Raw genomic sequence first — 24227 nt, 5'->3', positions numbered from 1 at the left:
TGAGCGGGCGCCTGGAGATTTTCCTATGTCATCTTCCGCCCCGAACGCTGTCCTCTCGGTCAGCGGTATCGGTAAGACCTATGCCCAACCGGTTCTGTCCGACATCACCCTGACGCTCAATCGCGGGGAAGTGTTGGCGCTGACCGGTGAGAACGGCGCAGGCAAAAGCACCTTGTCGAAGATCATCGGTGGCTTGGTCACGCCCACTACCGGGCACATGCAATTCAATGGTCAGGATTACCGCCCCGCCAGCCGCACCCAGGCCGAAGCCTTGGGCGTGCGCATGGTCATGCAGGAACTCAACCTGCTGCCGACGCTGACCGTGGCTGAGAACCTATTCCTGGATAACCTGCCGAGCCGCTGTGGCTGGATCAGCCGCAAACAACTGCGCAAAGCCGCGATCGAAGCCATGGCCCAAGTCGGCCTGGACGCGATCGACCCGGACACGCTGGTGGGCAGCCTGGGCATCGGTCACCAGCAAATGGTCGAGATCGCCCGTAACCTGATCGGCGACTGCCATGTACTGATCCTCGACGAGCCCACGGCGATGCTCACCGCTCGTGAAGTCGAGATGCTGTTCGAACAAATCACGCGCCTGCAGGCTCGAGGCGTGGCGATCATTTATATTTCTCACCGGCTCGAAGAGTTGGCCCGTGTCGCCCAGCGCATTGCGGTATTGCGCGACGGCAAGCTGGTCTGCGTCGAGCCGATGGCCAATTACAACAGTGAGCAGTTGGTGACCTTGATGGTCGGGCGCGAACTGGGTGAACACATCGATTTGGGCCCGCGCACCATCGGAGGCCCGGCCTTGACGGTGAAGGGCCTGACCCGTTCGGACAAGGTCCGCGATGTGTCCTTTGAAGTGCGCGCCGGTGAAATCTATGGCATTTCCGGCCTGATCGGCGCCGGCCGCACCGAATTGCTGCGCCTGATCTTCGGCGCCGACCCGGCCGACAGCGGCACCGTGGCCTTGGGTTCGCCGGCCAAGGTGGTGAGCATTCGCTCGCCGGTGGACGCGGTCGGTCATGGTATTGCCTTGATCACCGAAGACCGCAAGGGTGAGGGCCTGCTGCTGACCCAATCCATCAGCGCCAACATCGCCCTGGGCAACATGCCGGAAATTTCCGGCGGTGGCGTCGTCAACAGTCGCAACGAAACCGCTCTGGCCAAGCGCCAGATCGACGCCATGCGTATCCGCAGTTCCAGCCCGACGCAACTGGTGTCCGAGCTGTCGGGTGGTAACCAGCAGAAGGTGGTGATTGGCCGCTGGCTGGAGCGCGATTGCGCGGTGATGCTGTTCGATGAGCCCACCCGTGGTATCGACGTCGGTGCCAAGTTCGACATCTACGCTTTGCTCGGTGAGTTGACCCGTCAGGGCAAAGCGCTGGTAGTGGTGTCCAGTGACCTGCGTGAGCTGATGCTGATCTGTGACCGCATCGGTGTGTTGTCCGCCGGGCGGCTGATCGAGACCTTCGAGCGTGACAGCTGGACCCAGGACGAATTGCTCGCCGCCGCCTTCGCCGGCTATCAGAAACGTGATGCGCTGCTCAACGAAGCCGCGCCTAGGAATACCCCATGAAAACAAGCACTTCCCCCGGTAAAACTGGCGGCAACTTCTATGGCCTGGGTACTTACCTGGGGCTGGCAGGTGCCTTGCTGGCGATGATTGCGCTGTTCTCGGTGCTCAGCGATCACTTCCTGTCCTATGACACCTTCAGCACCCTGGCCAACCAGATTCCTGACCTGATGGTGCTCGCGGTGGGCATGACCTTCATCCTGATCATTGGCGGCATCGACCTGTCCGTGGGCTCGGTGTTGGCATTGGCGGCCTCGGCGGTCAGCGTGGCGATCCTGGGCTGGGGCTGGAGCGTGTTGCCCGCCGCCCTGTTGGGCATGGGCTGCGCGGCGTTGGCCGGCACCATCACCGGTTCCATCACGGTGGCCTGGCGCATTCCGTCATTTATCGTATCCCTCGGCGTGCTGGAGATGGCCCGCGGCGTGGCCTACCAGATGACGGGCTCGCGCACCGCTTATATCGGTGACTCGTTTGCCTGGCTGTCCAACCCGATTGCTTTTGGTATTTCCCCGTCGTTCATCATCGCCTTGCTGGTGATCATCGCGGCCCAGTTGGTGCTGACCCGTACTGTGTTCGGGCGTTACCTGATCGGCATCGGTACCAACGAAGAAGCGGTGCGCCTGGCGGGTATTAACCCCAAGCCATACAAGATTCTGGTGTTCAGCCTGATGGGCCTGCTGGCCGGTGTGGCGGCGCTGTTCCAGATTTCGCGCCTGGAAGCGGCGGACCCGAATGCCGGTTCGGGCCTGGAGCTGCAAGTGATCGCCGCCGTGGTGATCGGTGGTACCAGCCTGATGGGCGGGCGTGGTTCGGTCATCAGTACGTTCTTCGGGGTGTTGATTATTTCGGTCTTGGCCGCTGGGCTGGCACAGATCGGCGCGACGGAACCGACTAAACGTATCATTACCGGCGCCGTGATCGTGATTGCCGTGGTCCTCGATACTTACCGCAGCCAGCGCGCCAGTCGGCGGGGCTGAACCATGGCAACGATCAAGGATGTGGCAGCGCTTGCAGGTATTTCCTACACCACCGTGTCCCATGTGGTGAACAAGACGCGCCCAGTCAGCGAGCCGGTACGCATCAAGGTCGAGGCGGCGATCAAGCAGTTGGACTACGTGCCCAGTGCCGTCGCACGCTCGCTCAAGGCCAAGACCACGGCCACCATCGGCCTGCTGGTGCCCAATAGCCTCAACCCGTATTTTGCCGAACTGGCTCGGGGTATCGAGGATTACTGCGAGCGTAATGGCTATTGCGTGATCCTCTGCAACTCGGATGACGACGCAGAGAAACAGCGCAGTTACTTGCGCGTGTTGCTGGAAAAGCGCGTCGATGGCTTGATCGTGACATCCGTGGGCGGCGATGACAGTGGCCTTGCCGCGGGCTTGAGTGCAGTGCGCACGCCCATGGTGATTGTCGACCGGGCGCTGGATGGGATTGATGTGGACCTGGTGCGCATCGATCACGAAGAGGGCGCTTACCTGGCGACCCGGCACTTGCTTGAACTGGGGCACCGGGACATCGCCTGTATCGGCGGCCCTGGGCATACCCGCGTGGCGCAGATGCGCCTGGCGGGTTACCAGCGTGCATTGCGCGAGGCGGGCATCGAGGTGTTGGCCAGTCGTACCCTGGAAAGCGATTTCACCAGCACGGGCGGGTATGCCGCAGCCGTAGAGTTATTATCGCAACACCCGCCCAGCGCGATTTTCGCCAGCAACGATATGATTGGTTTTGGCGTGCTGCGCGCCGCCGCCGAGCGCAATGTGCGGGTGCCGGGCGAGCTGTCGGTCATCGGTTTCGATGACATCCAGATGGGGCGCTACGTCTACCCCGCGCTGACGACGGTCGGCCAGTCGATCCTGCAATTGGGCGAGACTGCGGCCGAATTGTTACTGCAACGAATAGCAACACCCCAACTGCCGATCGATCAACGTATCGTGACGCCCAGTATTGTTTTGCGTGAGTCGACTGCGCCATTGGCTGATGTGTTCGCCCAATACCGCTGAACCGAATTGATGAGTACTGATGTATGCCAGCAAAAGTAGTGGTAATAGGCAGCTTGAACATGGACCTGGTCACTCGCGCCAGTCGCTTGCCGCGTGCCGGTGAAACCCTGATCGGCCAGACGTTCTCCACTGTGCCCGGCGGCAAGGGCGCCAACCAGGCCGTCGCCTCGGCACGCCTGGGGGCGAGTGTCGCCATGGTGGGATGCATCGGTACCGACGCCTATGGCAGCCAATTGCGCGATGCGCTGTTGGTGGAAGGGATCGATTGCCAGGCCGTCAGCACGGTGGACGGCTCCAGCGGTGTGGCATTGATCGTGGTCGATGACAGCAGCCAGAACGCCATTGTCATTGTGGCCGGCAGCAACGGTGAGCTGACGCCTGCGTCGCTGCGAACGTGCGACGCTGTGCTGCAGGCGGCAGACGTGATCATCTGCCAGCTTGAGGTGCCGATGGAGACTGTTGGGTATGCGCTCCAGCGGGGGCGCGAACTGGGCAAGACGGTCATTCTCAACCCGGCCCCGGCAAGCGGGCCGTTGCCCGCTGATTGGTATGCCTCGATCGATTATCTGATCCCCAATGAAAGCGAGGCCAGCGCTCTGAGTGGCGTGACGGTCGACTCCCTCGACAGCGCCAAGGTCGCCGCGATCGCGCTGATCCAGGCGGGCGCCGGTAAGGTCATCATCACCCTTGGCGCCCAAGGCGCGCTGTTTGCCGACGGCAAGAGCTTTGAGCACTTGGTGGCGCCGAAGGTCAAGGCGGTGGATACCACCGCTGCTGGCGATACCTTTGTCGGTGGCTTTGCCGCCGCGCTGGCCGCGGGCCAGAGCGAAGCCCGGGCGATCCGTTTTGGCCAGGTGGCGGCGGCATTGTCAGTGACCCGCGCCGGCGCTCAGCCTTCCATTCCTACGCTGCACGACGTACAAGGTTTTGTGCCCGCATGAAAAAGACACCTTTGCTGAATATCGCCCTGTCGCGCGTGATCGCGTCCCTGGGTCACGGCGACATCCTGGTCATCGGCGATGCCGGCCTGCCGGTGCCTCCCGGCGTCGAACTGATCGACCTGGCACTGACTCAGGGCATCCCTGACTTCATCAGCACCTTGCGCATCGTGCTTAGCGAAATGCAGGTGGAAAGCCATGTGCTGGCAGAAGAGATCCTGCTGAAACAACCGCCCGCGCTGACCGCGCTAAATGCGCTCACAGAGCAGGCTGCACTGGGTGAGCGCCGCCTGCTCAGCCATGACCAATTCAAGCAATTGAGCCGCAATGCCCGCGCCGTGGTGCGCACTGGCGAATGCCAGCCGTACTGCAATATCGCGCTGGTGTCCGGCGTAACGTTCTAGCGTCCCCCCAATGACAAGGAGTGCTTTATGCAACGTGGTCTACCTACCCTGAAAAACCTGTTCCGGAGTGTTCTGCTTTTGTCCGCGCTCACTGCTGCAAGCGCCCAAGCGGCGGAAAAAATCGACCTGATCATCGATACCGACCCGGGTGCCGATGACGTGGTGGCCTTGCTGTTCGCCATGGCCTCGCCGCAGGAGTTGAGCATTCGTGCGCTGACCACCGTCGCCGGCAATGTGCGCCTGGACAAGACCTCGCGCAACGCACGCCTGGCGCGCGAGTGGGCAGGGCGCGAGGACATCCCGGTGTACGCCGGTGCGCCAGCGCCGCTGCTGCGCAAACCGATCTACGCCGAGAATATTCATGGCAAGGAAGGCATCTCGGGCGTCACGGTGCATGAACCGAAAAAAGGTCTGGCCGAAGGCAATGCGGTCGACTATCTGATCAACACCCTGAGCAGCGCCAAGCCGCACAGCATCACCATCGCCATGCTCGGCCCGCAGACCAACCTGGCACTGGCACTGACTCAAGCGCCCGAAATCACCCAGGGCATCAAGGAAGTGGTCGTGATGGGCGGCGCCCACTTCAATGGCGGCAATATCACCCCAGTGGCTGAGTTCAACCTGTTCGCCGATCCGGTGGCGGCGGAGATCGTGCTCAAAAGCAGTGTGAAGTTGACCTACCTGCCGTTGGACGTGACCCATAAAGTCCTCACCAGCGACGCCCGCCTGAAGAAGATTGCGGACCTGAACAACAACGCGAGCAAGGTCGTCAGCAGTATTCTGAATGAGTACGTCAAAGGCGATATGGAGCACTACGGCATTCCGGGTGGCCCGGTCCATGACGCTACCGTGGTGGCGTACCTGCTCAAGCCTTCGCTGTTCAGCGGTCGTGAGGCCAATATGGTAGTCGACAGCCGCGAAGGCCCGACCTTCGGCCAGACCATCGTCGATTGGTACGATGGGCTCAAGCAGCCAAAGAATGTGTTCTGGGTTGAGAATGGCGACGCCCAGGGCTTCTTCGATCTGTTGACCGAGCGCCTGGCGCGTCTGAAGTAAGTTAGCGGGGCGGCACTCGTCGCCCGGTTCTAATCGCGCTCTTGGGCGCCCCTGTAGTCGGCCGGGTATTTCTCGAATATCTGGCCGATGAACGCTTGCGCCGCCTGGGTGCCCAGTTCCTTGACCAACAGATCGATACCAATGATCGCCAGTTCTTCCGGGCTTCCGGGGCTGTAGGAGCTTTGCCCTTGGGGCCACTTGGCTTTGATGTCGGCTTGAAGCGTTACGGTGGTCATGGAAATCTCACGGGCTGAAAATGCGGGGTAGTGCACTGGAACGCCGTTCCAGAGGGGCGCAGTTAAGCATTTTGTACGGCATTTGGCACTGCTACTTAGGCATGAAGCAGCGGCTGTGCGACACTGTCGGCCTGTTAAATGGCCCGGAAACACCGCGTGCAAATCGATTTGAGCAACCCCGACAACCTGACGCTGGAGGCCGTGCGCCAACTGCTTGGCAGCGCCAGTGACGACGAACATACCCAGCTGCGGGTGAGCAAGGCAGGCGTTGCCTACATTTCTTCCGGCGTAGTCGGGGGGGCTGATATCGGTGGCCTGCTGTTTCGCCTGGAGACCTGGGCCAAGGGTTCCGGTTATGTCGGCCTCGTGGCGGCCAGTGATGAAGTGTGGGTCATGCAGATTTTTAACGCGCTGAAGCAGAATTGGCCTACAGCGACGTCAGACTATATCGACATCTACTAAGTGCGTTCATATCTAGTCACGATTGACAGGGCGCTTGCCAGCAGTGAGTCAGGCAGACTTGCCCACAAGCGGTTAACGTCTTGAAACCAATCGCTTTGACTGATGTCGCACGATCTCTCTCCACTTTTTATCATAGGAGGCTTCATGCCTTGGAAGCTCGCATCATTCGGTACTTTGTTGGCTGCGCTCGCGTTGGCAGGTTGCAGCACCCCGGGTGCCTCTGAGCCAGGCAAAGCTGCCACTGCGACCGATGCCGGTCATAGCCGCTGTGAGTCGAAGGCTGCAGAGTTCGCCATCGGCCAGAAGGCCTCGCCCCAGTTGCTGGAGCAAGCTCGCACACGTGCCGGCGCGCAGAATGCACGCATTCTCAAGCCCAATGACATGATCACGCTGGAATATCGCTCCGACCGCTTGAACCTGAACACCGACAACAATCTGGTGATCAACCGGGTTAACTGCGGCTGATACGGCTTTTGCATTACCCATAAAAAACCCCGTCACATGGACGGGGTTTTTTTAGCTCAGCGGAGAATTACTCGCCGCGAACCTGTGCAGCTTGCATACCCTTTTGGCCTTTCTCAGCCACGAAGGAAACGGTTTGGCCTTCTTTCAGGCTTTTGAAACCGTCGCTTTCGATAGCTTTGAAGTGTACGAACAAGTCGTCACCGCCACCTGTAGGAGTGATGAAGCCGAAGCCTTTTTCATCGTTGAACCATTTAACGGTGCCGGTTTGGCGATTAGACATGGTGTATCTCCAAGAAACATATATTTTCAGTAGTGCTGTGCTGCTCAGGCCAACTGGGCACACTGGGCTATCATAGTCGAAATGTTCGGCTTGGGAGCCCCCCCAAGGCACTGTTTGCTAATCAATCGCTTTGCGTTTGATTCATCATTCGGCTGAAAGCCCCGATTTACGGGGCTTTGCGACGAAATATCAGCTGTTAAAAAAAGCCGTAAAACCTGCATAATTTGTGTGAAATGGCAGTTTTCAGGCTGTTTTTCCAGCGAAATGGCCGTCGAATCGTCAGCCAATCTTACTTTTTCTTCACCACTTTGCAGGACGAAATAGCCGCGACCGCTTTGTTTTTAAGCTCCGGGCTGGCGTTCTGGTTGGTCATCAATTCCTTGATCTCGGCAGTGCTCAATTCGGCATTGATCTTGTCAGCGCCGCATTCGCAGTGGGCCTTGGCGGTCTTGACGTCCACGTTCTGGCTGGCGGCGGCACTGCAGTCGTTGACGAAGGCGTCACGGGCGCCGGCTGGCCAGTTGGAAGGCGCTGCAGCCTGCGCGCCGAGGGAAAGGAGGCTCAGGGTAGCGGCGACAGCGAGGGTAGAGGTAAAACGCATCATGGGATGCTCCTTTGGGTCGAGGACGAACGGCGATTCTCAGTGGCTTTGAGGCCCTGCGTACAGCTCAAGTTCACTTTCGCAGCTATAAAGCCATGAATTGCTCTTTACCCAACGCTTGGCCGAAGCGATGACCGTTCATCTGTGCTAGCATCCTTGCCTGGCTATTTCCGGGCGCGCCATTTGCCGCCTTGCCAGGTCCTTTTTGTTCACTCCAGTCACTCTGGTTCGATTATCGGTTGGCCGAAAGGCTCCTGCCGCTGTAAGGCAGGCGTTCTTCATTGAACGGCCTGGTGTTGGATCTTGTACTGGCTCATCCCAACCCACGTGACCTTTGGTAGGGGTCACCACTAGGAGAGGAGGCGCCATGCCAACTATTACTCTTCCCGACGGCAGTCAACGTTCATTCGATCATCCGGTTTCCGTAGCCGAGGTCGCCGCATCCATTGGTGCTGGCCTGGCCAAGGCCACCGTGGCCGGCAAGGTCGACGGCAAGCTGGTTGACGCCAGCGACCTGATCACCAGCGACGCCAGCCTGCAAATCATCACGCCCAAGGACCAAGAGGGGCTGGAGATCATTCGCCACTCTTGCGCGCACTTGATTGGCCATGCGGTCAAGCAACTGTATCCAACCGCCAAGATGGTGATCGGCCCGGTCATTGAAGAAGGCTTCTATTACGACATCGCCTATGAGCGTCCTTTTACTCCGGACGACCTGGCGGCCATCGAGCAGCGCATGCACGCGCTGATCGAAAAAGATTACGACGTCATCAAGAAAGTCACCCCCCGTGCCGAAGTGATCGACGTGTTTACCGCGCGTGGCGAAGACTACAAGCTGCGCCTGGTGGAAGACATGCCGGACGAGCAGGCCATGGGCCTGTACTACCACGAAGAATACGTCGACATGTGCCGTGGCCCGCACGTGCCGAACACGCGCTTTCTCAAGTCGTTCAAGCTGACCAAGCTGTCCGGTGCCTACTGGCGCGGCGATGCAAAGAACGAGCAACTGCAACGGATCTACGGCACTGCCTGGGCTGACAAGAAACAGCTGGCCGCCTACATCCAGCGCATCGAAGAAGCCGAAAAGCGCGACCACCGCAAGATCGGCAAGCGCCTGAACCTGTTCCACCTTCAGGAAGAAGCGCCGGGCATGGTGTTCTGGCACCCGAATGGCTGGACCCTGTACCAGGTGCTTGAGCAGTACATGCGCAAGGTGCAGCGCGAAAACGGTTACCTGGAGATCAAGACTCCACAGGTGGTCGATCGCAGCCTGTGGGAGAAATCCGGGCACTGGGCCAACTACGCCGACAACATGTTCACCACCCAGTCGGAAAACCGCGACTACGCCATCAAGCCGATGAACTGCCCGTGCCACGTGCAGGTCTTCAATCAGGGCCTGAAGAGCTACCGCGAGTTGCCGATGCGCCTGGCCGAATTCGGTGCCTGCCACCGTAACGAGCCATCGGGTGCGCTGCACGGCATCATGCGCGTGCGTGGCTTCACCCAGGACGACGCCCACATCTTCTGCACCGAAGAGCAGATGCAGGCCGAGTCCGCAGCGTTCATCAAGCTGACCATGGACGTTTATCGCGATTTCGGCTTTACCGAAGTCGAGATGAAGCTGTCCACTCGTCCGGAAAAGCGCGTCGGTTCCGACGAGCTGTGGGATCGCGCTGAAGCGGCACTGGCCGCTGCGCTCGACAGTGCGGGCCTTGCGTACGATCTGCAGCCGGGTGAGGGCGCCTTCTACGGTCCGAAGATCGAGTTCTCGCTCAAAGATTGCCTTGGCCGTGTCTGGCAGTGTGGTACCCTGCAGCTCGATTTTAACCTGCCGATCCGTCTGGGAGCCGAATACGTCTCCGAAGACAACAGCCGTAAACACCCGGTTATGCTGCACCGGGCGATCCTCGGTTCGTTCGAGCGGTTCGTCGGTATCCTGATCGAGCACTACGAGGGCGCGTTCCCTGCGTGGCTGGCTCCGACTCAGGCAGTGATCATGAATATCACTGATAAACAGGCAGATTTTGCCGCTGAAGTTGAAAAAACTCTCAACGAAAGCGGGTTTCGTGCCAAGTCCGACTTGAGAAATGAAAAGATCGGCTTTAAAATCCGCGAGCATACCTTGCTCAAGGTTCCCTATCTCTTGGTTATCGGAGATCGGGAAGTCGAGATGCAGACTGTCGCTGTGCGTACTCGTGAAGGTGCTGACCTGGGCTCGATGCCCGTCGCCCAGTTCGCTGAGTTCCTCGCGCAAGCGGTTTCCCGGCGTGGTCGCCCAGATTCGGAGTAATTATTATTAAGCGTGAAATGAGACAAGATAAACGAGCTGCACCGAAAGCCCCGATCAACGAGAATATCTCGGCACGCGAGGTTCGGTTAATTGGCGCTGATGGCGAGCAGATTGGCATCGTCTCGATTGATGAAGCGCTTCGTATTGCAGAAGAGTCCAAGCTGGACCTGGTGGAAATCTCCGCCGATGCAATCCCACCTGTTTGTCGGGTGATGGACTACGGCAAATCGATCTTCGAAAAGAAGAAGCAGGTTGCCGCAGCGAAGAAGAACCAGAAGCAGATTCAAGTAAAAGAAATCAAGTTTCGTCCAGGGACGGAGGAAGGGGATTACCAGGTAAAACTGCGCAACCTGGTACGTTTCCTGAGTGATGGGGACAGGGCCAAGGTATCCTTGCGATTCCGCGGCCGTGAGATGGCCCACCAGGAGCTGGGGATGGAACTCCTCAAGCGGGTTGAAGCTGACCTGCTCGAGTACGGTTCGGTCGAACAGCATCCTAAGATGGAAGGACGCCAGCTTATTATGGTCATCGCCCCGAAAAAGAAGAAGTAATCAACAGGGCACGGCAGGCCTTCTGATTATGTTTATCAACTGAATGCGGAGTACCGAACATGCCAAAGATGAAAACTAAAAGTGGTGCTGCTAAGCGGTTTCTGAAAACTGCTAACGGCATCAAGCACAAGCACGCTTTCAAGAGCCACATCCTGACCAAAATGTCGACCAAGCGTAAGCGTCAACTGCGCGGTAGCAGCTTGCTGCATCCGTCTGACGTGGCAAAAGTCGAGCGCATGCTGCGCCTTCGTTAATTTTGGTTCAAGAATAGAGGAAGTAACTCATGGCTCGTGTAAAGCGTGGCGTCATGGCCCGTAAGCGTCACAAAAAAATTCTGAAACTTGCTAAAGGCTACTACGGCGCGCGTTCACGCGTATTCCGTGTTGCCAAGCAAGCGGTAATCAAGGCAGGCCAATACGCCTACCGCGACCGTCGTCAGAAAAAACGTCAGTTCCGCGCTCTGTGGATCGCTCGTATCAATGCTGGTGCGCGTGTTAACGGTCTGTCCTACAGCCGTTTCATCGCTGGCCTGAAAAAAGCGTCCATCGAAATCGACCGTAAGGTTCTGGCTGAACTGGCCGTGAACGAAAAAGCGGTGTTTGCTGCGATTGTCGAGAAAGCTAAAGCCTCTTTGGCTTAAGTACCCCCGACAGTCACCCTGGGCTACTCCTGTAGCCCAAGGTGGTAAACGTCATAAATAGGGGAAGAGCCTTCAAGCTCTTCCCCTATTTTGTATCTGGAGTCTGTACATGGAAAACCTGGACGCGCTCGTCGCCCAAGCCCTTGAGGCTGTGCAAAGCGCTGAAGATGTAAATGCCCTGGAGCAAATCCGGGTTCACTACCTTGGTAAGAAAGGTGAATTGACTCAGGTGATGAAGACCCTGGGAAATCTGCCCGCTGAAGAGCGTCCGCAAGTCGGTGCGCTGATCAACGTCGCCAAGGAGCGTGTCACAGAGGTTCTCAATGCGCGCAAGGCGTCGCTCGAGGAGGCCGATCTTGCGGCCAAGCTCGCCGCCGAGTCCATTGACGTGACCTTGCCTGGTCGTGGCCAGGCGTCGGGCGGTCTGCATCCGATCACCCGGACTCTGGAACGTATCGAACAGTTCTTCACCCACATCGGCTACGGCATTGCCGAAGGCCCTGAGGTCGAAGACGACTACCACAACTTCGAGGCGCTCAACATCCCAGGCCATCACCCGGCCCGGTCGATGCACGACACCTTCTATTTCAACGCCAACATGCTGCTGCGCACCCATACCTCGCCGGTACAGGTCCGCACCATGGAAGCGAACAAGCCGCCGATCCGCATTGTCTGCCCAGGCCGTGTGTACCGTAGCGACTCGGATATCACCCATTCGCCGATGTTCCACCAGGTCGAAGGCCTGCTGGTTGATCGCGATATCAATTTCGCCGACCTCAAAGGCACCATCGAAGAATTCCTGCGGGTGTTCTTCGAAAAAGAGTTGGCGGTACGTTTCCGTCCTTCGTTCTTCCCGTTCACCGAGCCATCGGCTGAAGTCGACATGGAATGCGTGATGTGCAGCGGTAAAGGCTGCCGTGTGTGCAAGCAGACCGGCTGGCTGGAAGTGATGGGCTGCGGCATGGTTCACCCCAACGTGCTGCGCATGTCCGGGATCGACCCGGAAGAGTTCTCGGGCTTTGCCTTCGGCATGGGCGTTGAGCGTCTGGCCATGCTGCGTTACGGCGTGAACGACTTGCGTCTGTTCTTCGACAACGACTTGCGGTTCCTCGCGCAATTTCGCTAGTCGTAACGAATCTTTAGGAGAGCAGGATGAAATTCAGTGAACAATGGCTGCGTGGCTGGGTAAGCCCGCAGGTAGATCGCGACGAGCTGGTTGCTCGTCTGTCGATGGCCGGTCTTGAGGTCGATAGCGTTACGCCGGCCGCCGGTGTTTTCAGTGGTGTGGTGGTGGGCGAGGTGTTGAGCACCGAGCAGCACCCGGATGCCGACAAATTGCGTGTGTGCCAGGTCAGCAACGGTTCGGAAACCTTTCAGGTCGTGTGCGGAGCGCCTAATGTGCGCCCGGGCCTGAAGATCCCGTTCGCCATGATTGGTGCCCAGTTGCCGGGCGACTTCAAGATCAAGAAGGCCAAGCTGCGTGGCGTTGAATCCAACGGCATGCTGTGCTCCCAGGCCGAGCTGCAAGTGGGTGAGGGCAATGATGGCCTGATGGAGCTGCCGGCCGACGCGCCAGTGGGTCAGGACATTCGTGCTTACCTGGAACTGGAAGACGCCAGCATCGAGGTCGACCTGACCCCCAACCGCGGCGACTGCCTGTCCCTGGCTGGCCTGGCCCGTGAAGTGGGTGCGCTGTACAACGCGCCTGTCACTCGTCCAGTGGTTGCTGCCGTGCCGGCGGTACACGACGAAGTACGCTCGATTGAAGTATTGGCGTCCAACGCTTGCCCGCGTTACCTGGGGCGTGTGATCCGTAACGTCGACCTGTCCAAGCCAACCCCGCTGTGGATGGTCGAGCGCCTGCGTCGTGCCGACGTGCGCAGCATCGACGCCGCCGTCGACATCACTAACTATGTGATGCTGGAACTCGGCCAGCCGCTGCACGCCTTCGATCTCGCCGAAATTAACGGCGGCATCCGCGTGCGTATGGCCGAAGAGGGTGAAAAACTGGTGCTGCTCGATGGCCAGGAAGTCAGCCTGCGTGCCGACACCCTGGTCATCGCCGACCACGCTCGCGCCCTGGCGATTGCCGGCGTGATGGGTGGCGAGCACAGCGGTGTATCCGCGACCACCCGTGACGTATTCCTTGAAAGCGCGTTCTTCGACCAGATCGCGATCGCTGGCAAGGCTCGTTCCTACGGCCTGCACACCGATGCGTCGCACCGCTACGAGCGTGGTGTGGACTGGAAGCTCGCCCGTGAAGCCATGGAGCGCGCCACCGGCCTGCTGCTGGAAATCACCGGTGGCGAAGCCGGCCCGATCACCGAAACCGTCAGCGAACAGTACCTGCCGTCGATTGCGCCGATCACCCTGCGTGCCAAAAGCGTCGAGCAAATGCTCGGCCTAGTCATCGAACCGGCTGAAATCGAGCAACTGCTGTCCGCGCTCGGCCTGGGTATTTCCGCGGGCGGGGAAGGGCAGTGGCAAGTTGCAGTACCTAGCCATCGCTTCGACATCAGCCTGGAAGTCGACCTGATCGAAGAGCTGGCGCGCCTGTACGGTTACAACCGTCTGCCGGTTCGCTATCCGCAAGCACGCCTGGCACCGCAACCCAAGGCCGAAGCGCGTGCGCACCTGCCTGAACTGCGTCGCCTGCTGGTTGCCCGTGGTTACCAGGAAGCCGTGACGTATAGCTTCATTGATCCAAAACAGTTCGAACTGTTCAACCCTGGCGTTGAGCCGTTGCTGTTGGCTAACCCGATCTCCAACGATATGGCTGCCATGCGTTCGTCGCTGTGGCCGGGCCTGGTGAAGGCGCTTTCCCACAACCTGAACCGCCAGCAAGACCGCGTGCGTCTGTTCGAAAGCGGCTTGCGTTTCGTCGGCCAGCTTGATGGCTTGAAGCAAGAGCCGATGCTGGCGGGCGTCGTTTGCGGCAGCCGTCTGCCAGAAGGCTGGGCGCAAGGCCGTGAGGTCGTGGACTTCTTCGACGTCAAGGCAGACGTGGAAGCGGTGCTCGGCTTTGCCGGTGCGCTGGACGCCTTTACGTTCGTGCCGGGTAGCCACCCAGCCTTGCATCCAGGCCAGACTGCACGTATCGAGCGTGAAGGTCGCTTGGTAGGCTTCGTGGGCGCCATTCACCCAGAACTGTCGAAAACCTTGGGGCTGGACCGTCCAGTCTTTGTGTTTGAGCTAGTCTTGGCTGAAGTTGCGTCGGGCAAGATGCCTAAATTCAGCGAGTTGTCGCGCTTCCCTGAAGTGCGTCGCGACCTGGCCCTGATTGCCGACCGTGAAGTCGCTGCCACTGCAGTTCTGGATGTAATCCGTGAAAATGCAGGGGAATGGCTGACAGACCTCAGGCTATTTGACGTCTATCAGGGTAAAGGCATTGATCCGCATAGAAAAAGCCTCGCAGTTGGCTTGACCTGGCAGCATCCATCGCGCACTCTTAATGACGATGAGGTGAATACCACGACGCAAAATATCCTCACCTCGCTCGAACAAAGGTTGAACGCCACGTTAAGGAAGTGACGTATGGGGGCTTTGACGAAAGCTGAGATGGCGGAACGTCTGTACGAAGAGTTGGGTCTGAACAAGCGCGAGGCCAAGGAATTGGTTGAGCTGTTTTTTGAAGAGATCAGACACGCTCTGGAAGACAACGAACAGGTCAAATTGTCCGGTTTCGGCAATTTTGACCTGCGAGACAAACGCCAGCGGCCTGGCCGCAATCCAAAAACGGGAGAAGAAATCCCGATCACGGCTCGCCGTGTGGTCACCTTTCGTCCAGGGCAGAAGTTGAAGGCCCGAGTTGAGGCTTATGCTGGAACCAAGTCATAACGACGAGCTACCCGTCATCCCAGGCAAGCGCTACTTCACCATCGGTGAAGTCAGCGAGCTGTGTGCGGTAAAACCGCACGTGCTGCGCTATTGGGAGCAGGAGTTTCCTCAACTCAACCCCGTCAAACGCACCGGGAACCGTCGGTATTATCAGCGCCAGGACGTGCTGATGATCCGACAGATCCGCGCGTTGCTGTACGACCAGGGGTTCACCATCAGCGGCGCACGTCAGCGTATGTCCGGTGATGAAGCCAAAGACGACACCACCCAATACAAGCAACTGATCCGCCAGATGATCTCCGAATTGGAAGATGTACTGGTGGTGCTGAAAAAATGATTCAAGCTTTAAAAATACTTTCACATTTCAAAAGCTTGCGGTATATTCCGGTTCGCTTCGTTAAGAAGCGAACCCAGTAACACGCCTAGTCGGGGCGTAGCGCAGTCCGGTAGCGCACTAGCATGGGGTGCTAGGGGTCGAGTGTTCGAATCACTCCGTCCCGACCATATTTTTCAATGACTTAGCCGCTTTTTAGCGGCTTTGTTGTTTCTGCCATAGTGACCTTCCTAGTGACCCTGGCCTTTTTCTTCACGCTTCCCTCCTTTTCAGAATAGTCAGCGCTGGTGCGCGCGAGTCGGTTGCTGATACCTTGTTTGCCGCCGCAATAAGCTGATCCAGCTCCGCCGCCGAGTAGTGGCTGGTAATGCTTCCGTTCTTGTGGCCGAGCAGCGCTTTCCGATCCTCCTCTGTCACGCCAGCAGCACGCAGCCTTCTCCCAAAGGTGTGCTTCAAGTCGTGTATGCGGATTCTGGCAAAGCCGTCATGTGCCGGCCGCAAGAACTTCTCCTGCCACTTCTTCGCCGCCCGAATCCTCGCCTTCTTCCAGGCTGAGTCGTTCATGCGGTGAACCGTCGTTTCATTCCCCTCGCCATCTGGCTTGCCAAACGGGAACACGTAGAGCGGATGCTTTCCGCGCTGCTTCTCGATCACTGACTTGGCAACGTCATTCATCACGACCAGGCGCTCGTCCCGGTTCTTCACTCCAGCCCTTGCGCTCCTTCCTCCAAATCCAGCCGGTATCAGGAACACACTCGTTCCCAGCTCAGGTACGGCAATCTCCCAATTCCACTGAAGTTTGCAAACCTCCTGCTCCCGGCACCCCGTATTGACCTTGAACATTGCCATGGTCTGAAGGTGTGCCGGAAGCTCGGCGAACAGGATCGACTGCTCTTCCCACGAAAGCGGGTAGGGCTTCCGGCTGTTCGTCTTCTCATCCAGCAGAGAAATCATCGGAACCACGTCGAGCAATGGCCGTCGCTCTTCATCTCGCCACTTTCGTGCGCAGAGGTTCAAAACCCGGATAACCCGCTGTAGTGCGATATTCACAGTCCTGTTCGTGACCGGCTTGCCCGTCGCCGGGTTCAGCTTCGATCGCACGTATGGGGCAAGCGCATCGTCATCAATGTGAGTCAGCGGCATGTCACCAATGAACGGGTCGAGCTGCTCCATATAGGTCGCCGAAATGTGGATGGACGCCTGATCCTTCACTTCAAGCAGGAAGCGAGTCGCCGCCTCCCGCCAGGTCCTAACACGCCGAATGCCGTACACCTTCTGCTGGCGCAACTTCTCCAGCTTGTGGATCAGGTACTGTTCTGCTTCGGCGCGGTTACAAGTGCCAGTACTCTCTTGAATTCGCTCTCCTCTGTATTTTTTGTCGATCTTCCAGATGCCGTTCGGCATTTGCTGGAGGCCGGTGATTGCTTTTTGGGCCATGGCGTTGCTCCTGTGGCCCGCGCATGGCGCTCGCTGCGGGGCTGATTGTTGTCCTGATTGGTCGCCTTTTCAATCGACTTGCTTTCGACGTAGGCGTCAGCCCACGCGTCAAGCTCCAGCCGATCAAACCCGACCCCCTGTTTTCCAATGGGGAATTCGCGGACGTTAGGGCGTACCGTCTTGTTGAATTCGTCCCGGCACATGCCGAGGTAGCCGTAGGCATCACCGGCCCGGATGAATCGGGGCGGGATTGGCGCTACCTGGGCGGCAGATTTGTTTGCCATAGCGGTACTGCTCCGCGCCGCGCTGGGCGGCAGAAGGTGGTTATTCCCAGTCGTAACTGAGCGCAGGGTTGATAGGCGTGATGCATTGCAGGGATGCCAGATCAAGCAGCGTGAAGTGCCCATCCATCCATCCGGCGGTATCGATGTGATAGACGTTGCCGAGGACTGCCGGCTGACGCAGCGGGGTGTGCCCGACCACCAGGGCGCGGATCCCTGCAACCCCTGAGGAGTCAGCATCCTGAATTCGGCTGCGCGACCACATGCAGGAGTTCTGCACCAGCTTCAGCCGCTTGTTGCTCTCCGGGGCTTCCAGCTCAGTGCGAAGTTGGTCCCATGACGGGAAAGGGCAATCCGCATGCAGGATGCCGATCAGGCCGCCGGCCGTCTCGACCTCTATGGCGATAGGGATATCGCGGAATTGCGTCGCGAACTCACGCTGCTCATCCCATGCCAGACCGGCGAACCATGAGCCGCCGTTGTAGACCCAGTTGTCGACGTCGCAGGTATCGAAGCGCACCACGTAGTCGTCATGGTTGCCGCGAACGGGGTGAAACCAAGGCCTGGCAAGCCAGTCGATCACGGCGCGACACTCGGGCCCGCGATCAACCAGATCGCCAACGCTGAAGAGCCGGTCAACTGCAGGATCGAACCCGGCTGTATCAAGTGCGACCTGTAGCCGGGTGAAATGCCCATGAATGTCGCCAACCGCGAAATCCCGTCCAGCAGTGTTTGCGGCGAAGCGCTTCACGCGCGACACCTCGATAGTTTCGAGCATGCATGAATACCTCGCCCGCCGCTCACCGGCAGGCATGTAGGGGGATTGGGGTTAGGCTTGTTTGGTGCGGAGGTAGCGCCGGCACTGACATTGCTGATCGTCGCAGTACAGCTCACCAACCCATTCAGGGAATTGGTCGCCCTCGAAGCGCTCAATGCGGGAGTGGCTTAGGCCGGTGCGCTTAATGTCTTTTACAAAGCGCTGCAGGTCTTTTGCGTTACCGGCGCGATCAGGCTCATCCCAACGGCTCATCACGAGAAGGCCGCAATTTGTCTTGCCGTGATCTATGAAGCCAATGCTCTTCGGGGAATCGCTCATGGCCTTGGCCCCTTGTTGTTGAAGACGTAGGCGAACCAGAGGGTGGCGATCATGGCGTCACCAGCTTACGCACCCACACACAGATCGGGCCGTCGTCGGTATCGTGGATCGAGAAGATGAACCAGCCTTCGCCAGGAGGATTGGTCGGGTGCCAGGCCGCACAATCGGCGATACCTTCAGCAAGCCAAGACGCCTGCACTTCCTCTGGCGCGTCGTATTCGAAAGCCCGTTCGCGAGCTTCCAGACCGCGCGAGTCAAACCAGGCGTATGGGATCAACTCGTCTTCGGTTGATGGCCAGGCTGGGTGGGTCCAGTAGCCGTGTGCGTCACGCTCGACTGGCAGCGGCTGGATCAAAACACTTTCTTCAGGCATGCCGGGTTCCTTGCCGCTATAGCGGCTGACTTTGAAGGGGGAGGGGTTACAGGTTTTGCGGGTGGAGTACGGATGTACTCCTGTCGGGATTTTGCGTTCTGCCGCGACAATTCCAGGGCGTCTTCGCCTTGCTGGGACATTTCCCACAAGGCAGGGCTGCGCTGCACGCGATTCAGCAGGCCGAGCTGGGTCAGCAGGTCAAACCAGTGCCGTCCGATGTCGGCGCCTTGCCCGTCGTCCGCGCACTCCTGGAAGCGTTCCAGTTTGCGGATCACCTTTTCGGCGAATGGATGCATCGCTGCCGCCACTGCCAATTTTTGCTGCAGGGCGTCACGCTCTTTGATTGCCTGCGCATGCTTGCTGCGCCAGTACAGCGCGGCGTCCAGTTCTTCAAGCGTTTTAATTGGCTTGCTCATGCTCATAACCTCAATTGTCTGTGCCGGTGTAGGTGCGCCAAGGCACCTTCACGCCGTTGACCAGAAAGCCCCAGTCACCACGCCACTTGCTGGTGATGAAGAGGGTGTAGACGCCACCAGGCGATAGTTCGTCGATCCGGTGGTACTCGCCGTGATTGAGTCGAGCGGTGTCTCCGGCGTGGCGGTCGATGTACTCGGTGGCCTGGGCGCCGGTCGGCACGTTGAGGCCTGACAGCACCGGGTCTTCATGGTCGAGCAGCCGCTGTTCCGTGTACCACCCGCGCAGGATGATCGTGCGAGCGTTCCACGGATGGTCGTGCAGGTCCCGGTCTTCGTCGGGCCGCATGATGTGGTGCACACGGAACGACCACGGACACCACCACAGCGCCGGCTTGTGCGTTTCTCGGGAGTAGGGGTTGAACAGCCACCAACGGCCCATGTACATCTCGGTGCCGTCAGCGGACATGATGTGCAGGTACGGGGTGCGCTGGGCGCGGGCGATGAGCCAGGCGGCAACCGCCGGGCGCGCAAGCAGCTTGGCGACCAGGCGCCAGAACAGGTTGGTCATGCTGCCTCCTTCGGCGTGTAGGTCAGCGCGCCGGCAATGATCGCTTCCTTGATGGCCTCGAATTCCCAGGCGTAATACTGCGATTCCACGTAGACGCGCATCTCGCCGTAGTCGTGCTGCTTGCGGCGGATGAATGCCTCTGCCGCGTCTTTGGTGAAGTGGCTGTTCACTATCTCCCAGCGCTTGTTCCAGCCAGTGACGGTGTGATCGTCAAGCTCTCCGAGCAACTCCCACTGATCGTCGACGCTGAGCCCCAGGAAGTCGCACTCGAAGTCTTGTTGCACCCTGGCGTTCAGGTCGGCCTGGTCTTCCTCGTCGCAGTCCTCCCAGTATTCTTCAGGGCTGAACCACGAGCAGTCCTCGCGGCAAACCACCAGGCCTTCCGCGTAGTCCGGCTCATATCCGTAATCAATGCGCTTGGTCTGCACGGTGAACAGCGCTGCCGCTGTGTGGTGCCATTTAACGCCGGCGCCGTTGCAGTCATGGCGAAGACGGGTCACGAAGTCGGCCCAGGTAGCAGCGTCAAGGCCGTGGCCGGTTGCCAGGCTCGGCGCGGGCTCAGCGATTTGGGTTTCTGTAGGCATGGGGAGTCCTTGCCGGGCCATGCCCGGGCGGTGGAGTGGGGGAGTTATGCGGCGCCGGCTGGCGTGATTGTTTGATATGGGGTATTACGGGTGACCGGCATGGAGCCGGATCAGTCGTTGTCGCCGTCGTCTTCGGCGTTCATCTGGAGCGATTCGGCAAAGCCTGCTTGCCGTAATTTGCGCGCCACGTTTTGCGGTATATCTATTCCGTGGCGCTTAATTTCGAGCATCGAGGCGGACCTCTCGGCGCCCAGCGAGTGGGCATGTGCGATCAGTCGCCAGATGGTCGTGCGGTCTTTCGTCTCGCCCAGTTCAGCGGTGAGCGCTTCCAGGCGGTCACGCATTCCCTGACGGAAGTAATGGCGGATGATATCGGACGGCCCTTTGACTTTCGGCGGCGCCGGAGGCAGATCCTCGGCCCGCCCATTCAGCACCAGCAGTTGCACCGCCTCGCTGACTTCCTCGATCTCATGCCAGAGCATCAGCTCGTCGAGCATCTGCCGGGCGCCGTATGGCACCGTGTGCCGCAATTCCTGCTCGCCAAGCTCCTGCCGTTTCTCGGCAAGCCTGGCCGTTCGTTCTTCCTGGCTCACAGCCATGGCCTACCTCTTCTATTCCGCTGGCCGGCAGTGCGAGCCAGGTTTGTCGTTTGCGTTGCTGGGTGCGGGCTATGCGGCGCATGAGGTGCTTCCACGCCGGGCCTTTGGATAGTCTGTGCCGTGGGCCGCGATGATCCGCTCAAAGGCCTTATTGTTGATGGCGAGCTTTCCGCAGCACTGGCGCCGTGTGATTCCAAGCGCCAGGAATGCACGGATGCGCTCGGCGTACTTCGCTTCGCGCTCGCCCATTTGGTCTCGGCGGTAGTTGTTGTTCGCACCGCCTCGTTCCGGCTTCTTGAACGTGATGTCGTTCATGGTGGCGTGCTTGTAGACGTTGCGGCGACTTATGCCCAGGGCGGCGGCGGCCTCTGTTTGGGTGTGCGTGGCGCTCAGTTGGCGCATGTGCTCGACCAGCTTTAGCCGGGCCTGCTCCCGAACATCTTCCCTGTCCAGGGGCAGGGGAGCTGCTTCAACCCTGCGCCGAACGAACGGCTTTGGCGCGGGCGGCTCTTGAGGTACGTATACGACCGGTTTCGGCGGTGGTGGAGGCTTTATTTCCTCTATCTCACCGCCGGCCGCCACAAACTCAGCGACCTGGGCGGCCAGCTCGTTCGAAGACTTCCGAAGCCGTTCTACTTCGTTCTGTAGGATGCTGATCATGCTGCTATCCCCAATACTTGGTTCATGCGGTCTTCGAGGATCTCGTAGAATGTCTTAACCCGCTCGGACAGCTTGCGGATCATCGCCTCGTCGCGGTAAGCGCGCTTGATGAACAGCGGCATACCTGGCCAGTAGCAAACGAAATCAATCCACTCGCGCTCCGATACCCAAAGGCCGCCCTGGCACTGGGCGACGTGTTCCTTGGGGATCTCGCCGGAGAGGATCACCTCAACCTGGAACTTCGGGAGTTTGGTTTTGATTTCGGTCAGGCCCTTAGGTCCCACCAGCGAGTCAGGCGAGTATCCGGCGCCGTGGTTGAGGATGATCGCCACCTGGTTGGTTTTGACTTCCTCTCGCTGCTCGTAGAGCTTGCGGGCGACACCTTCCAGTTCGTGGCCGCGCTCGGTATGGCGGTTACCCATGAACGGGTCGGCAGCTTCGCCGGTTATGCGCTCGCCGATCAGGGTGTTCATGTAGGTGAAGGCGCCGACACCGAAACCGGCCTCGCCCTTGCCGTTGGTAAGCAGGCATTCCAGCTCCGAGCAAGTGACGATACCCAAGCGCAGGGCCAGCCATTCCGGCGAACCCTGTTCAACCTCAGTGATGATTTGCATGGTCTTTACCCCGCCTGTTGCGCCGTCTTCGCAGCTTTTGAAATTGAGTTGTTCAGCCCGGCAACAACTCCATCGAACGCCAGCTTAGGAATCTGGCCTGGGTCGCCGTACATCTTTTCAAAGTTGGCGTGAACAGACGCGCTGCACTTATCCAGCAGGGCCTGAACCTGCCGCGCCTGGGCTGGAGTCACCAGTTGATCAGATGGTTCGACATAGCCGTCGTTGTCGTTGTCGTCGCCGCTGGTGATGTTCAGCAGGGCGCACATGACGTAGCGCTTTCCGTAGGTAGTGGTCGAGCCAACCGACTGCACAGCGCTGCGACCAGCACCGGTATCGAGGGGCAGGATCATGGTCGTTTCTTCGCGGTGTCCGGCCTTGTGCATCAGAATGCCGGTGACGCTCACGCCGGCGGCCTGATTGACGATCTTGAACGACACACCAAAGCCAAACTTGGCCATGACCGGGCGCACGGCGTAGTTGATATCGTCCAGGTCGGCGTACATCTTCTTGGTATGCGTATTCTCGGTGCGCTTCTCTACAGAAGGCATTTCGCACTGCATTTCGGCGAATGAGGCATTGAAGGCTTCAAGCGCGGTTTTAGCTTCCATTCGATCTTGAAGCGAGATGAGGCGCTCAAGCTTGTCCATGTCGCATCGAGGATCCAGGGCAAGCCGGCTGATGGTCGACAACATGCTGATTTCCTGCGCTGGCGCTGCATGGGCGGCCATTTGGCGATCTCTCTCCAGCGGCATGATGATTTCTTGCGACATGGCTATAGCCTCAAAATTGAATGGTGATGTGGGGGACTTCGCCGCGGGCGATCTTTAGGACGATGGCCTTGGCCAGCTCTTCGCTGATGTTCATGTCGATCAAAGCCTTTTTGGCTTCGCCCAGGATTTTCGACTTGTGCGCTACGTCAGCCTGGCGTTCCTGCTGTTGGCGCAGGATTTCGTCTGCGGCTGCATCTGCACGGGCTTTCTCGTCTAGGCGGGCCTGTTCCACGGCTTGCCGCTCGCGCTCAATGGATGCGAGACGGTCGCGCTCGGCCTTCTGCTCGGCTTCGATCTGTTCGCGCTTTGCCTGCTCGGCGCGGCGCTCAGACTCGGCGGCCTGCAACTTCAAATCGTTCTCGCGCTTCTCGGCGGCGGCCTGCTCATCACGGACACGCTGCGCTTCGGCATCACGATCACGCTGGGCACGCGCTTCAGCTTCGCGGGTGGCTTGCTCTGCGGCTTCGCGGGCAATGCGATCTTCGTTGTCCTTCTTGTCGCGGGCTTCCTTCTCCAGGCGCAGGCGGGTCAGTTCGGCCTGTTCGGCTTCGTACTGGGTGCGTTCTGCCAGCAGGTTGCGCAGCTTTGCCAGTGTCTCGTCCTTCACCTGGGCGACCTCTGGCAAGAACTCTTCCCATGTATCGTTTATTTCGATGGCTTCGAGGTCGGCGATCACCCTGGCAACTACGGACGCCTGAGGTGTTTCGCCGAACAGCGCCATGTCCTTGATCTGCTGGATTCCTTCCTCGTGCTTGGCAACGCGAGCGTCTTCGGCCGCCTGCCAATCATCCAGCGGCTGGCGGACTTCCTTCTGCCATGACTCCAGCGTGTCCCATACGCGCTTACGTTCGGCGTCGATCAGTTTCGGTATCTCCTTTTGCTTCGCAGAGATTTCCTTACCTACCGCTTCGAGTGCCGTTTTCGATTTGGCGATCTGGTGCGCCATCGAGGCATAAGCCTCTCGGCCTTTGCGGGTCTTGAGATCAGGAAGCACTTTTTTGAATTCGTCGACTTTGGCGCGCACCTGATCAAGCCAAGGATCCAGGCCTTTCACTGTGCTGAACACGGCCAGAGCGGTTTCTTTCGGCGGCACGACGGCCAGTTGAGTTTCTGCGGACACGGTGACTCCCTGCCGCGATGCTCGCAGCGATTGAAG

Annotated in this window: 32 protein-coding genes and 1 tRNA gene; 17 read left to right on the top strand and 16 right to left on the bottom strand. The window is 59.1% G+C overall.

What is annotated here, in order from left to right:
- Window positions 1–25: 25 nt before the first annotated feature.
- From AB4P90_RS19050 to AB4P90_RS19025, 6 genes are read left to right on the top strand one after another with little or no spacing between them, the layout of a single operon-like run.
- Complete coding sequence (locus AB4P90_RS19050; RefSeq protein WP_019820902.1) at window positions 26–1579, top strand: sugar ABC transporter ATP-binding protein; 1554 nt, start codon at window positions 26–28, stop codon at window positions 1577–1579.
- Complete coding sequence (locus tag AB4P90_RS19045) at window positions 1576–2553, top strand: ABC transporter permease (RefSeq protein ID WP_032903933.1); 978 nt, start codon at window positions 1576–1578, stop codon at window positions 2551–2553. The genes AB4P90_RS19050 and AB4P90_RS19045 overlap by 4 nt, the downstream gene beginning before the upstream one ends.
- A gap of 3 nt (window positions 2554–2556) precedes the next feature.
- Complete coding sequence (locus AB4P90_RS19040) at window positions 2557–3579, top strand: LacI family DNA-binding transcriptional regulator (RefSeq protein ID WP_014719128.1); 1023 nt, start codon at window positions 2557–2559, stop codon at window positions 3577–3579.
- Window positions 3580–3602: 23 nt separating this feature from the next.
- Window positions 3603–4520 carry a ribokinase gene (rbsK, locus tag AB4P90_RS19035; protein ID WP_395605288.1) on the top strand — a complete coding sequence of 306 codons (918 nt, stop codon included), beginning with the start codon at window positions 3603–3605 and terminating at the stop codon, window positions 4518–4520.
- Window positions 4517–4921 carry a D-ribose pyranase gene (gene rbsD / locus AB4P90_RS19030; protein WP_019820905.1) on the top strand — a complete coding sequence of 135 codons (405 nt, stop codon included), beginning with the start codon at window positions 4517–4519 and terminating at the stop codon, window positions 4919–4921. The genes rbsK and rbsD overlap by 4 nt, the downstream gene beginning before the upstream one ends.
- A 27-nt stretch (window positions 4922–4948) precedes the next feature.
- Window positions 4949–5977, top strand: a complete 1029-nt coding sequence (locus AB4P90_RS19025) for a nucleoside hydrolase (protein WP_395605287.1) — start codon at window positions 4949–4951, stop codon at window positions 5975–5977.
- A gap of 29 nt (window positions 5978–6006) precedes the next feature.
- On the opposite strand, the gene AB4P90_RS19020 is transcribed toward AB4P90_RS19025, so the two are convergent.
- A complete protein-coding gene (locus AB4P90_RS19020) occupies window positions 6007–6213 on the bottom strand; it encodes a hypothetical protein (RefSeq protein ID WP_014719124.1) in 207 nt (68 codons plus the stop codon).
- Between the two features lie 156 nt (window positions 6214–6369).
- Here AB4P90_RS19020 and AB4P90_RS19015 point away from each other — a divergent pair, with 156 nt between their 5' ends.
- A complete protein-coding gene (locus AB4P90_RS19015) occupies window positions 6370–6675 on the top strand; it encodes a hypothetical protein (RefSeq protein WP_014719123.1) in 306 nt (101 codons plus the stop codon).
- A 144-nt stretch (window positions 6676–6819) separates the two neighbouring features.
- On the top strand, window positions 6820–7140 hold the full coding sequence (locus AB4P90_RS19010) for an I78 family peptidase inhibitor (RefSeq protein WP_003192494.1): 321 nt from the start codon (window positions 6820–6822) through the stop codon (window positions 7138–7140).
- A gap of 67 nt (window positions 7141–7207) precedes the next feature.
- Here the strand turns inward: AB4P90_RS19010 and AB4P90_RS19005 are convergent, their stop codons facing one another.
- Together AB4P90_RS19005 and AB4P90_RS19000 are read right to left on the bottom strand one after the other, a co-directional pair.
- The gene (locus AB4P90_RS19005; RefSeq protein ID WP_003192493.1) at window positions 7208–7420 is read right to left on the bottom strand and encodes a cold-shock protein; all 213 of its coding nucleotides are present in this window, start codon (window positions 7418–7420) and stop codon (window positions 7208–7210) included.
- Window positions 7421–7709: 289 nt separating this feature from the next.
- Window positions 7710–8024, bottom strand: a complete 315-nt coding sequence (locus AB4P90_RS19000; RefSeq protein WP_019820908.1) for a hypothetical protein — start codon at window positions 8022–8024, stop codon at window positions 7710–7712.
- Window positions 8025–8388: 364 nt separating this feature from the next.
- Between AB4P90_RS19000 and thrS the strand changes: the two genes are divergently transcribed.
- From thrS to AB4P90_RS18955, 9 genes are all read left to right on the top strand, one after another.
- Window positions 8389–10311 carry a threonine--tRNA ligase gene (thrS, locus tag AB4P90_RS18995; protein ID WP_003192490.1) on the top strand — a complete coding sequence of 641 codons (1923 nt, stop codon included), beginning with the start codon at window positions 8389–8391 and terminating at the stop codon, window positions 10309–10311.
- The gene (gene infC / locus AB4P90_RS18990) at window positions 10311–10862 is read left to right on the top strand and encodes a translation initiation factor IF-3 (RefSeq protein WP_015884933.1); all 552 of its coding nucleotides are present in this window, start codon (window positions 10311–10313) and stop codon (window positions 10860–10862) included. The genes thrS and infC overlap by 1 nt, the downstream gene beginning before the upstream one ends.
- A gap of 59 nt (window positions 10863–10921) precedes the next feature.
- A complete protein-coding gene (rpmI, locus tag AB4P90_RS18985; RefSeq protein ID WP_002553160.1) occupies window positions 10922–11116 on the top strand; it encodes a 50S ribosomal protein L35 in 195 nt (64 codons plus the stop codon).
- A 29-nt stretch (window positions 11117–11145) separates the two neighbouring features.
- A complete protein-coding gene (gene rplT, locus AB4P90_RS18980; RefSeq protein WP_003192488.1) occupies window positions 11146–11502 on the top strand; it encodes a 50S ribosomal protein L20 in 357 nt (118 codons plus the stop codon).
- A 109-nt stretch (window positions 11503–11611) separates the two neighbouring features.
- Window positions 11612–12628 (top strand): phenylalanine--tRNA ligase subunit alpha, encoded by a 1017-nt coding sequence (pheS, locus tag AB4P90_RS18975; protein WP_003192486.1) that lies wholly within the window; start codon window positions 11612–11614, stop codon window positions 12626–12628.
- Window positions 12629–12654: 26 nt separating this feature from the next.
- Entirely contained in the window at window positions 12655–15033 is a 2379-nt protein-coding gene (pheT, locus tag AB4P90_RS18970; RefSeq protein ID WP_395605286.1) for a phenylalanine--tRNA ligase subunit beta, read from the top strand.
- A 3-nt stretch (window positions 15034–15036) separates the two neighbouring features.
- Window positions 15037–15339 (top strand): integration host factor subunit alpha, encoded by a 303-nt coding sequence (gene ihfA, locus AB4P90_RS18965; RefSeq protein ID WP_002553164.1) that lies wholly within the window; start codon window positions 15037–15039, stop codon window positions 15337–15339.
- Window positions 15320–15676, top strand: coding sequence for a MerR family transcriptional regulator (locus tag AB4P90_RS18960; protein ID WP_003174972.1), 357 nt, complete (start codon window positions 15320–15322; stop codon window positions 15674–15676). Before ihfA ends, AB4P90_RS18960 begins: the two co-directional genes overlap by 20 nt.
- A 90-nt stretch (window positions 15677–15766) precedes the next feature.
- Window positions 15767–15843: transfer RNA gene (locus AB4P90_RS18955), tRNA-Pro, on the top strand.
- 82 nt (window positions 15844–15925) lie between these two features.
- Here the strand turns inward: AB4P90_RS18955 and AB4P90_RS18950 are convergent.
- From AB4P90_RS18950 to AB4P90_RS18890, 13 genes are all read right to left on the bottom strand, one after another.
- Window positions 15926–17077: a tyrosine-type recombinase/integrase gene (locus AB4P90_RS18950; protein WP_227778907.1), complete on the bottom strand. Its 1152-nt coding sequence runs from the start codon at window positions 17075–17077 to the stop codon at window positions 15926–15928.
- Complete coding sequence (locus AB4P90_RS18945; RefSeq protein ID WP_395605285.1) at window positions 16978–17394, bottom strand: hypothetical protein; 417 nt, start codon at window positions 17392–17394, stop codon at window positions 16978–16980. Before AB4P90_RS18945 ends, AB4P90_RS18950 begins: the two co-directional genes overlap by 100 nt.
- Window positions 17395–17434: 40 nt before the next feature.
- The gene (locus AB4P90_RS18940; RefSeq protein ID WP_395605284.1) at window positions 17435–18169 is read right to left on the bottom strand and encodes a metallophosphoesterase; all 735 of its coding nucleotides are present in this window, start codon (window positions 18167–18169) and stop codon (window positions 17435–17437) included.
- 51 nt (window positions 18170–18220) lie between these two features.
- Window positions 18221–18487, bottom strand: a complete 267-nt coding sequence (locus AB4P90_RS18935) for a hypothetical protein (RefSeq protein ID WP_395605283.1) — start codon at window positions 18485–18487, stop codon at window positions 18221–18223.
- 49 nt (window positions 18488–18536) lie between these two features.
- A complete protein-coding gene (locus tag AB4P90_RS18930; protein WP_395605282.1) occupies window positions 18537–18860 on the bottom strand; it encodes a hypothetical protein in 324 nt (107 codons plus the stop codon).
- Window positions 18839–19276, bottom strand: a complete 438-nt coding sequence (locus AB4P90_RS18925) for a hypothetical protein (RefSeq protein ID WP_395605281.1) — start codon at window positions 19274–19276, stop codon at window positions 18839–18841. Before AB4P90_RS18925 ends, AB4P90_RS18930 begins: the two co-directional genes overlap by 22 nt.
- Before the next feature lie 10 nt (window positions 19277–19286).
- Window positions 19287–19844: a hypothetical protein gene (locus tag AB4P90_RS18920; RefSeq protein WP_395605280.1), complete on the bottom strand. Its 558-nt coding sequence runs from the start codon at window positions 19842–19844 to the stop codon at window positions 19287–19289.
- The gene (locus AB4P90_RS18915) at window positions 19841–20428 is read right to left on the bottom strand and encodes a hypothetical protein (RefSeq protein ID WP_395605279.1); all 588 of its coding nucleotides are present in this window, start codon (window positions 20426–20428) and stop codon (window positions 19841–19843) included. Before AB4P90_RS18915 ends, AB4P90_RS18920 begins: the two co-directional genes overlap by 4 nt.
- A gap of 110 nt (window positions 20429–20538) precedes the next feature.
- Complete coding sequence (locus AB4P90_RS18910) at window positions 20539–21027, bottom strand: hypothetical protein (protein WP_395605278.1); 489 nt, start codon at window positions 21025–21027, stop codon at window positions 20539–20541.
- 69 nt (window positions 21028–21096) lie between these two features.
- Window positions 21097–21687 (bottom strand): hypothetical protein, encoded by a 591-nt coding sequence (locus AB4P90_RS18905; RefSeq protein WP_395605277.1) that lies wholly within the window; start codon window positions 21685–21687, stop codon window positions 21097–21099.
- Window positions 21684–22301 (bottom strand): lambda exonuclease family protein, encoded by a 618-nt coding sequence (locus tag AB4P90_RS18900; RefSeq protein WP_106119901.1) that lies wholly within the window; start codon window positions 22299–22301, stop codon window positions 21684–21686. The genes AB4P90_RS18905 and AB4P90_RS18900 overlap by 4 nt, the downstream gene beginning before the upstream one ends.
- 5 nt (window positions 22302–22306) lie before the next feature.
- Entirely contained in the window at window positions 22307–23071 is a 765-nt protein-coding gene (locus tag AB4P90_RS18895) for an ERF family protein (protein ID WP_219903626.1), read from the bottom strand.
- A gap of 10 nt (window positions 23072–23081) precedes the next feature.
- Window positions 23082–24191, bottom strand: coding sequence for a hypothetical protein (locus AB4P90_RS18890; protein ID WP_395605276.1), 1110 nt, complete (start codon window positions 24189–24191; stop codon window positions 23082–23084).
- Between the last annotated feature and the right edge of the window lie 36 nt (window positions 24192–24227).

Origin of the sequence: Pseudomonas sp. B16120, assembly GCF_044218845.1 — a bacterium.
In the GTDB taxonomy this organism is placed as follows: domain Bacteria; phylum Pseudomonadota; class Gammaproteobacteria; order Pseudomonadales; family Pseudomonadaceae; genus Aquipseudomonas; species Aquipseudomonas paracarnis.
This window is presented reverse-complemented; position numbering and strand designations above follow the sequence as displayed.

What these genes read in the sequence shown, in the direction of transcription:
- AB4P90_RS19050 (WP_019820902.1), top strand. Translation starts at nt 26, where the DNA reads ATGTCATCTTCCGCCCCGAACGCTGTCCTCTCGGTCAGCGGTATCGGT.
- AB4P90_RS19045 (WP_032903933.1), top strand. Translation starts at nt 1,576, where the DNA reads ATGAAAACAAGCACTTCCCCCGGTAAAACTGGCGGCAACTTCTATGGC.
- AB4P90_RS19040 (WP_014719128.1), top strand. Translation starts at nt 2,557, where the DNA reads ATGGCAACGATCAAGGATGTGGCAGCGCTTGCAGGTATTTCCTACACC.
- rbsK (WP_395605288.1), top strand. Translation starts at nt 3,603, where the DNA reads ATGCCAGCAAAAGTAGTGGTAATAGGCAGCTTGAACATGGACCTGGTC.
- rbsD (WP_019820905.1), top strand. Translation starts at nt 4,517, where the DNA reads ATGAAAAAGACACCTTTGCTGAATATCGCCCTGTCGCGCGTGATCGCG.
- AB4P90_RS19025 (WP_395605287.1), top strand. Translation starts at nt 4,949, where the DNA reads ATGCAACGTGGTCTACCTACCCTGAAAAACCTGTTCCGGAGTGTTCTG.
- AB4P90_RS19020 (WP_014719124.1), bottom strand. Translation starts at nt 6,213, where the DNA reads ATGACCACCGTAACGCTTCAAGCCGACATCAAAGCCAAGTGGCCCCAA.
- AB4P90_RS19010 (WP_003192494.1), top strand. Translation starts at nt 6,820, where the DNA reads ATGCCTTGGAAGCTCGCATCATTCGGTACTTTGTTGGCTGCGCTCGCG.
- AB4P90_RS19005 (WP_003192493.1), bottom strand. Translation starts at nt 7,420, where the DNA reads ATGTCTAATCGCCAAACCGGCACCGTTAAATGGTTCAACGATGAAAAA.
- AB4P90_RS19000 (WP_019820908.1), bottom strand. Translation starts at nt 8,024, where the DNA reads ATGATGCGTTTTACCTCTACCCTCGCTGTCGCCGCTACCCTGAGCCTC.
- thrS (WP_003192490.1), top strand. Translation starts at nt 8,389, where the DNA reads ATGCCAACTATTACTCTTCCCGACGGCAGTCAACGTTCATTCGATCAT.
- rpmI (WP_002553160.1), top strand. Translation starts at nt 10,922, where the DNA reads ATGCCAAAGATGAAAACTAAAAGTGGTGCTGCTAAGCGGTTTCTGAAA.
- rplT (WP_003192488.1), top strand. Translation starts at nt 11,146, where the DNA reads ATGGCTCGTGTAAAGCGTGGCGTCATGGCCCGTAAGCGTCACAAAAAA.
- pheS (WP_003192486.1), top strand. Translation starts at nt 11,612, where the DNA reads ATGGAAAACCTGGACGCGCTCGTCGCCCAAGCCCTTGAGGCTGTGCAA.
- pheT (WP_395605286.1), top strand. Translation starts at nt 12,655, where the DNA reads ATGAAATTCAGTGAACAATGGCTGCGTGGCTGGGTAAGCCCGCAGGTA.
- ihfA (WP_002553164.1), top strand. Translation starts at nt 15,037, where the DNA reads ATGGGGGCTTTGACGAAAGCTGAGATGGCGGAACGTCTGTACGAAGAG.
- AB4P90_RS18960 (WP_003174972.1), top strand. Translation starts at nt 15,320, where the DNA reads ATGCTGGAACCAAGTCATAACGACGAGCTACCCGTCATCCCAGGCAAG.
- AB4P90_RS18950 (WP_227778907.1), bottom strand. Translation starts at nt 17,077, where the DNA reads ATGCCGAACGGCATCTGGAAGATCGACAAAAAATACAGAGGAGAGCGA.
- AB4P90_RS18945 (WP_395605285.1), bottom strand. Translation starts at nt 17,394, where the DNA reads ATGGCAAACAAATCTGCCGCCCAGGTAGCGCCAATCCCGCCCCGATTC.
- AB4P90_RS18940 (WP_395605284.1), bottom strand. Translation starts at nt 18,169, where the DNA reads ATGCTCGAAACTATCGAGGTGTCGCGCGTGAAGCGCTTCGCCGCAAAC.
- AB4P90_RS18935 (WP_395605283.1), bottom strand. Translation starts at nt 18,487, where the DNA reads ATGAGCGATTCCCCGAAGAGCATTGGCTTCATAGATCACGGCAAGACA.
- AB4P90_RS18930 (WP_395605282.1), bottom strand. Translation starts at nt 18,860, where the DNA reads ATGCCTGAAGAAAGTGTTTTGATCCAGCCGCTGCCAGTCGAGCGTGAC.
- AB4P90_RS18925 (WP_395605281.1), bottom strand. Translation starts at nt 19,276, where the DNA reads ATGAGCAAGCCAATTAAAACGCTTGAAGAACTGGACGCCGCGCTGTAC.
- AB4P90_RS18920 (WP_395605280.1), bottom strand. Translation starts at nt 19,844, where the DNA reads ATGACCAACCTGTTCTGGCGCCTGGTCGCCAAGCTGCTTGCGCGCCCG.
- AB4P90_RS18915 (WP_395605279.1), bottom strand. Translation starts at nt 20,428, where the DNA reads ATGCCTACAGAAACCCAAATCGCTGAGCCCGCGCCGAGCCTGGCAACC.
- AB4P90_RS18910 (WP_395605278.1), bottom strand. Translation starts at nt 21,027, where the DNA reads ATGGCTGTGAGCCAGGAAGAACGAACGGCCAGGCTTGCCGAGAAACGG.
- AB4P90_RS18905 (WP_395605277.1), bottom strand. Translation starts at nt 21,687, where the DNA reads ATGATCAGCATCCTACAGAACGAAGTAGAACGGCTTCGGAAGTCTTCG.
- AB4P90_RS18900 (WP_106119901.1), bottom strand. Translation starts at nt 22,301, where the DNA reads ATGCAAATCATCACTGAGGTTGAACAGGGTTCGCCGGAATGGCTGGCC.
- AB4P90_RS18895 (WP_219903626.1), bottom strand. Translation starts at nt 23,071, where the DNA reads ATGTCGCAAGAAATCATCATGCCGCTGGAGAGAGATCGCCAAATGGCC.